The organism is Streptomyces sp. ME19-01-6, assembly GCF_033793745.1.
Taxonomy (GTDB): Bacteria; Actinomycetota; Actinomycetes; order Streptomycetales; family Streptomycetaceae; genus Streptomyces.
Map to the genome: position 1 here is coordinate 40,615 of NZ_JARAXF010000050.1, position 6,630 is coordinate 47,244.

5 protein-coding genes are annotated in these 6,630 nt (G+C 70.0%); 1 reads left to right on the forward strand and 4 read right to left on the reverse strand.

Features of this window, described 5'->3' with window-relative positions:
- Positions 1-294 precede the first annotated feature (294 nt).
- On the forward strand, positions 295-1,242 hold the full coding sequence (locus PV419_RS50105; RefSeq protein ID WP_319700747.1) for a sugar-binding transcriptional regulator: 948 nt from the start codon (positions 295-297) through the stop codon (positions 1,240-1,242).
- Between the two features lie 249 nt (positions 1,243-1,491).
- On the opposite strand, the gene PV419_RS50110 is transcribed toward PV419_RS50105, so the two are convergent.
- From PV419_RS50110 to PV419_RS50125, 4 genes are read right to left on the reverse strand one after another with little or no spacing between them, the layout of a single operon-like run.
- Positions 1,492-2,664 carry a dihydrolipoamide acetyltransferase family protein gene (locus PV419_RS50110; protein WP_319700749.1) on the reverse strand — a complete coding sequence of 391 codons (1,173 nt, stop codon included), beginning with the start codon at positions 2,662-2,664 and terminating at the stop codon, positions 1,492-1,494.
- Positions 2,664-3,713 carry an alpha-ketoacid dehydrogenase subunit beta gene (locus tag PV419_RS50115; RefSeq protein WP_319700751.1) on the reverse strand — a complete coding sequence of 350 codons (1,050 nt, stop codon included), beginning with the start codon at positions 3,711-3,713 and terminating at the stop codon, positions 2,664-2,666. Before PV419_RS50115 ends, PV419_RS50110 begins: the two co-directional genes overlap by 1 nt.
- 18 nt (positions 3,714-3,731) lie before the next feature.
- Positions 3,732-4,700 (reverse strand): thiamine pyrophosphate-dependent dehydrogenase E1 component subunit alpha, encoded by a 969-nt coding sequence (locus tag PV419_RS50120; protein WP_319700753.1) that lies wholly within the window; start codon positions 4,698-4,700, stop codon positions 3,732-3,734.
- 14 nt (positions 4,701-4,714) lie between these two features.
- Positions 4,715-6,046 (reverse strand): NAD(P)H-dependent oxidoreductase, encoded by a 1,332-nt coding sequence (locus PV419_RS50125; RefSeq protein ID WP_319700755.1) that lies wholly within the window; start codon positions 6,044-6,046, stop codon positions 4,715-4,717.
- Positions 6,047-6,630 lie beyond the last annotated feature (584 nt).

Sequence of the window (6,630 nt, forward strand, 5' to 3'; positions counted from 1 at the left end):
CAGTTCCAGGTGTACATGGCACGTGAGGTCAGTGACGCGTTCAGCCGCAACGATACGCTTCCGGCTCCCGAACCTCACCCGCCTGTCACTTATGTGAGTATGTAATTCACGGACGTGACAATAATCCCATGGTGGCCAATCCCTGTCCAGGTCCGCGCATCGAGGGGGAACCCGACAGGAAGTCCCCCAGGCGGGCCGGGAACCGCCGGTTGAGTTCCTGGGTGGAATGACCCACTGGCCAGCCGTGCAACAATCTGTACAGATGTGACGACATGGCGAGACGAGGGGGTGGACATGCCAGCGTCCCGCGAACGTGAACTGTTGGTCAAGGCGGCACGGCTCTACTACCTGGACAACTTGTCGCAGCAGCAGGTGGCCAGCGCTTTGGGTGTCAGCCGCTCGAACGTCTCACGCATCCTCACTGCCGCACGGGACCAGGGGATCGTGGAGATCCGGATCAACGATCCGGCCGGACGCGATCTGGATCTGGAGGAGCGGCTGCAGGCCGCCTTCGGAGTGTCCTCCTGCCGAGTGGCCTCCGTGCACACGGACGAGTCGGCGCTGGCCAAGGTGGGAGAGCTGGCGGCCGCCTGGATGCTGGACACGGTCAAACCCGGCAGCAGCATCTCGCTATCCTGGGGGAACACGCTCCAGGCCATGGTGCGTGCCGTCCCCTCCGGGCAGGACCTCCCGGTGGAGATCCTCCCCCTGGTGGGCGGACTTTCCTCCGTGGCCTCGGAGATCACCGGCGAGGAACTGGTGCGGGAGCTGGCCGACCGCCTGGGCACCACCTACCAGCGGCTCCACGCGCCCGCCTTGCTGGAGGCCAGCGCAGCACGTGACACCCTCATGGCCGAGCCGGCCATCGTGAGCGTGCTGGACGCCGGCCGCAAGTCCTCTGTGGCTTTCCTCGGTGTCGGCGCGGTGGGGGTGGGCTCCTCCGCGGCGGTCATCGAGTCGCTCCACCTGAGCGATCGCGACCGGGCGGCCTTTGAAGCGGCGAAGCCGGTAGGTGATCTGTGCGCCCGGTTCTTCGACGAGGACGGCAGCCCGGTGCACGGAGCGGTCGAGGACAGGGTGCTGGCCATCTCGCTCGAAGACCTCCGTCAGATACCGACGGTGGTGGGCCTGGCCGCGGGCGTCGAGAAGGTCAGCGGGGTGCTCGGTGCGCTGCGCGGACGCTACGTGGACGCCCTGATCTGCGACGCCCCGCTGGCAGAGGCGCTGCTTGCCGCGGCCTGAGGGATCCAACGTCCGGATCCCTCATTCCGCATTCCGCATTCCGCATTCCGCATTCCGCATTCCGCTCAGCGATACATCAGGCGTGCCCCCTGCCTGCGAACCGGGACAGCACGCTGCCGCCGCGTCCACTGGCAGTCAGGGCAAGGACAATGTGGACGGGCGGCAGCGCGTTCATGGGGCCACCGGTGGTGGCGTGGGCGCCTGCTGACTAGTACTGGTCGTCGGAGCGCTCCTGGATGAGCGGCGGGATCACCGCCATTCGAACCAGTTCGGGTCGTCCAGGCGCCGCTGGACCGCGTTCAGCAGGCGTGCGGCGTCCGCGCAGTCACCGACGCGGTGATCGACGGTGAGACCGACCCGGCAGCGGGTGCGCACCCCGGCTCCGTCGCCGACGGGGGCGACGTGCGGGGCCACCGCACCGACCGAGAGCGCGGTCGCCTGGGGCGGGTTGAGCAGTTCCTGGAAGGCGTCGACACCCAGGGTGCCCAGGTCGTGAACGGTGGTGGTGGCCGCGGTCAGGTGCTCCACCGGCACCTTGCCGCTGCGGGCGTGGTCGGCCACGCGCCCGAGGCGCTCGTCGAGCTCCTCGATCGGGAACCGGTCCGGGTTGACCAACACCGGGGCGACGGGGCCGTGTTCGGTGTCCACCATCAAGGCCACCGCGACGTCGGACCACACCTCGCTGCCCTCCCCGGTCCACCTGGCGTTGAGCGGGCTGTCCCGCAGGGCGTCCGCGTACGCCCGTACGATCAGGCTGGTCCAGCCGCACTGACCGCGGCGCTCGGCAAGTGCCTCCAGGTCGAGGTCACGGAAGACGACGGCCTGGGGGATGGCGGCGCTCGCGCTGGTCTGGCGGGCGACAGCCCTGCGGGACCTGTGCCGCGAGACCGGTGCGCCGTTGGTGGCTGACGGGCGATGAGGTACACGGGCCGCGGGCGTCACGAGCTGGGAGGTGGCGGCCTCGACGTCGACCACTCTGATGGTCCCGCCCGGTCCCGTGCCGTTGAGGGCCGCGAGATCCACGCCGAGTTCCACCGCCCGGCGTCGGGCGAGCGGCACGGCCGACACGACCGTCAAGAGGGACGGCTGCACAGTGGGCGTGGTGGCGAGCTCCGCGGGAGCGGGCGGGGGTGCCTCCGCCTCGGCCGGTTCGTCGAGGAGGTCGCCCAGCAAGTCGTCTGCGTCGCTGCTGAGGTAGGCGATCGGCTCGCCGACAGCCACCACATCGTCCGGCTGAGCCACCAGTCGGACCAGGATCCCGTCGACGGGAGATTCGACCTCCATATCGACCTTGTCGGTCGCGACCTCGCACACCACGTCGCCGGCGCGGACCTCGTCGCCCTCCGCCTTGTGCCAGGTCAGGAACGTGCCCTCCTCCATCGTCATGGACATCTTGGGCATGACCAGGGGGATCTCAGCCATCACCACGACCTGACCAGACGGGTGGCCTCGGCCACGATGTCGGGGATCTGGGGCACGGCCGCGCGCTCCAGCTGGGGAGCGTAGGGGATCGGTACATCCAGGCCGCTGAGCCGGCGGATCGGAGCCCGAAGGCGGCCGAACGCGTCCGAGTCGGCGATCAGCGCGGCGATCTCCGCCATGTAGCCGCAGGTCCGGGGGGCTTCCTGGACCAGCAGGGCACGCCCGGTGGCGGTCACTTCCGAGATGATCGTCGCTTCGTCCAGGGGAACGAGGGTGCGTGGGTCGACGACGGTTGCGGTGATGCCCTCCTCGGCGAGGAGCTGCTGGGCGGCTTCCTCGGCCCGGGAGACCATGATGCCGGTGGCCACGATGGTGAGGTCCTGGCCCTTTCGGCGGACCTCCGCCCGGCCGAGGGGGATCCGGTTCTCGCCTGCGGGCACCGGGCCGCTCTGCTTGTAGAGCAGTTTGTGTTCCAGGACGATGACCGGGTTGGGGTCGTCGATGGCAGCCAGTAGCAGGCCCTTGGCGTCCGCCGGGGTCGCGGGCATGACGACCTTCAGTCCGGGGATGTGGGCGAACCAGGTCTCCAGGCTCTGGGAGTGCTGAGCGGCGGCCCCGGTGCCGGAGCCGGTGGGGGCGCGCAGCACCATCGGGACGCGGGCCGCGCCACCGAGCATGAAGTGAATTTTCGCGGCCTGGTTGGCGATCTGGTCCATGGCCTGGGCCGTGAAGTCGGAGAACTGGATCTCCACGATGGGCCGCATGTCGGCCAGTGCGGCGCCGACCGCCGCGCCGACGATGCCCAGCTCGCTGATCGGTGTGTCGCGCACACGCTCCTCGCCGAAGCGGTGCACCAGGTCGCCGGTGACGCCGAAGGCGCCTCCGTAGACGCCGATGTCCTCGCCGAGGATGAAGACGCGGGGGTCGTTCTGCATGGCCTCGGCGAGGGCCTCGCGAACCGCCTCGGCGTAGGTGAGGGTGCGCTCCGATGGGTCGGCCGACGGCGTCGTCGTCGTCGCGGCCGCCGGGCTCGGGAGTGTGGTGGTCATGTGCGGGTCTCCGATGAGTCAGACGGCGTAGACGGCGGAGGTGAGTTCCGCGGCGCTGGCGTCGGGGGCGGCGTTCGCCGTGCGTACGGCCTCGCGCACCGCGTCGCGTGCGTCGGCCTGGCACTGCTGCGCCTCGCCCTCGGTGAGCGTGCCGGCGTCGAGCAGGGCGGCGGTGTAGCGGGCGATCGGGTCACGGTCGCGCCACTGGTCGATCTCCTCGCGCGTGCGGTAGAGGTTCTTGTCGCTCTTGGAGTGGCCCTTCCAGCGGTAGGTGAGTGCCTCCACGAAGGTGGGGCCGTCGCCTGCGCGGGCCCGCTCGACGGCGGTGCGGACGACCTCCTGCACCGCGGCCACGTCGTTGCCGTCGACGGTCACGCCGGGGATGCCGTAGCCGGCGGCGCGCTCGGCCAGGCGCTCCACGCGGAAGGCCCGCTGGACGGACATGGACATCCCGTAGTTGTTGTTCTCGCAGATGAACACCACGGGCAGGTCCCAGATGGCGGCGAGGTTGACTCCCTCGTGCCAGGCACCCTCGTTGACCGCGCCGTCACCGAAGAAGCTCAGCGCGACCCGGTCCTCGCCGCGCAGCCGGCTCGCCAGCGCGGCACCGGCGGCGATGGGCACGCCTCCGGCGACGATGCCGTTCGCGCCCAGGTTGCCCGTCGCCACGTCGGCGATGTGCATCGATCCGCCGCGGCCTCGGCAGTAGCCGGTCTCCTTGGCGAGCAACTCGGCCATCATGCGGTCGAGTCGGGCGCCGCGGGCAATGCAGTGCCCGTGGCCGCGGTGGGTGGAGGTGATGTAGTCGCCGTCGCGCAGTTCGGCGCAGGCACCGACCGGCACGGCCTCCTGACCGATCGACAGGTGCATGGTGCCGTGCATCATGCCACGGGCGAAGAGGTCGTCCACCGCTTCCTCGAACCGGCGGATGGTCCACATCGTGGTGAGAGCGGAACGGGCCGCCTCGGAGTTCTTCATCAGGTCCATGCTCACAGTCCTTCTCACGCGGCCTGAGAGTCGGTCGGCGCCGCCACTGGCAGGTCGATCCGCTCCCCCGCCAGCAGCCGGTCCTGTAGACGCCGCAGCGTCGCGATCATGGTGCTCTGGTCGATCCGCACGTCCTGGTGGGTGAGCACGGTCCCGGCCGGGACGTCCCGCAGCACCTCGGCTCCAGCGGCGAGGCCCAGGGGCACCAGAGCCTCGGCCGCGGTCACCTCGGCGCTCTCGGCGAGGCCGTACACGGTGGATCCGCCGATGCCGTCGACGCGTTCGCCGGCCCGCAGGTCCCGCTTGGCGACCGCGACCACCTCGGCGTTCCACACCGTCGGCGCGAGGCTCGGGACGCGGTCCAGCACCGCCTCGGCGACGGAGAGCGGAGCCTCGACACTGGCCAGGTGGTAGGGCCGGTAGAACGAGTAGTAGGGCCCCTCGCCCATCCCGAGGTACTCCATCTCGGCGGTGACGACCGGATCGTCGCTGTGACCGATGACGAACACACCGGGCGCGACCGGACCGGTGCAGTAGTCCACCACCCCGGCGGCGGGAAGCACGCCGCCGTCCGTCTCCGGACGGAAGGTCTTGGCCAGGTCGGCGACCGTCGAGTGGGGACCGGTCATCCCGCGCCGGCTGAGCTGGAGGCCGGTCGCGTTGGCCAGCGCGACCATCTCGATCATCGTCTTGGAGCCGTCGACGAAACTGGCCAGCATCTTCGGGTTCATACCCTTGGCCCTGGCCTGGTCGACCAGCGCCTCGGGGGTGGCCGTCGGGTCGAGGGGGTTGTTCTTGCCCTTGCCGGCACAGACCACGCTGAACCCGATGTCGCGCACGTAGTCCACCAGCCGCTTGCACTCCACTGGTTCGTCACCCCGGCAGACCGTGTAGACCCGGCCCATCCGCTGCGCCACGGTCGACAGCAGCAGACCGATCGTCACATCGCACTCCACGTTGAGCAGCGCGATGTCCTTGCCCGCCAGGAGGCCGAAGAAGGCGACCGAGGCGCCGACGTCCGGCACACCGCTGGCGTCGACGATGATGTCGATCGGCAGCGAGACGAGGTCCAGCGCGTCGGTGACGACGACCGGCCGACCTCCCAGCACCGCCGCGGCCCGCTCGTCAGGCGTACCGCCGCTGAGCGCCTGGCCCCGGTCGGAGCGCTTGAAAGCCTCGTGACCGCGCTCCGGGTCGATGTCGGCGATCGCGGAGATCTCCATGCCCGGGATGTGCGCCACCTGCGCGACGAAACCGAGTCCCATCTGCCCAGCACCCACGAGGCCCACCCTGACCGACCGGCCGAGCTCCCGCTCCCGCTCCCGCAACTGATCCCTGTAGCTCATGCTCCGGTCCCTTCCTGCCGCCCTGCCGGTGTCCGGCCCACGAGGCGGATCTGCACATTCGTGCATTTGATATGCACGTTGGTGATTTACTTGTTAGCATGTGTGCCGCACCCGGCACAAGGGCTGGGCTCGTGCGGGATTCACGGCACTCGATGTCGTCGGCCGGGTTGTTGCCAGGGAGCGCGTGGGTCACGGTCGACGGGCTGCTCACGTCGGTGGGTGAATGACCGCTCGTCGGGCGGTCGCGCGCGGCATCCCGGGCTCGGCGCAACGGATCCGATGACGCGTCACCACTCCGGATCGTTGGAGCAGCCGGGAGCCGGAACGGGGCCGGCGCACAGGCGGCGGCCATGTGGCCGGCGGCATGACGCGGGTCGGCACGGGAACGGCGAGACGGGGTTCGGCGCGCCGAGGCGCGAGTGTGGTGAAGGTCGAGACGGACCGCTCGGCGACGGCGCGCGAGGTCGACGCGCGGGTGCCCTAGGTGTTCTGTCCACGGAGGTTGGTGACGGACGGCACGGCTTGGTGCTCTTGAACGGGTGAGGGCCTTCCGGCTTCGGTGTGGATTGCGACATCTCCACCGA

Coding starts and splice junctions, on each gene's coding strand:
- PV419_RS50105 (WP_319700747.1), top strand. CDS start 295: ATGCCAGCGTCCCGCGAACGTGAACTGTTGGTCAAGGCGGCACGGCTC.
- PV419_RS50110 (WP_319700749.1), bottom strand. CDS start 2,664: ATGGCTGAGATCCCCCTGGTCATGCCCAAGATGTCCATGACGATGGAG.
- PV419_RS50115 (WP_319700751.1), bottom strand. CDS start 3,713: ATGACCACCACACTCCCGAGCCCGGCGGCCGCGACGACGACGACGCCG.
- PV419_RS50120 (WP_319700753.1), bottom strand. CDS start 4,700: ATGGACCTGATGAAGAACTCCGAGGCGGCCCGTTCCGCTCTCACCACG.
- PV419_RS50125 (WP_319700755.1), bottom strand. CDS start 6,046: ATGAGCTACAGGGATCAGTTGCGGGAGCGGGAGCGGGAGCTCGGCCGG.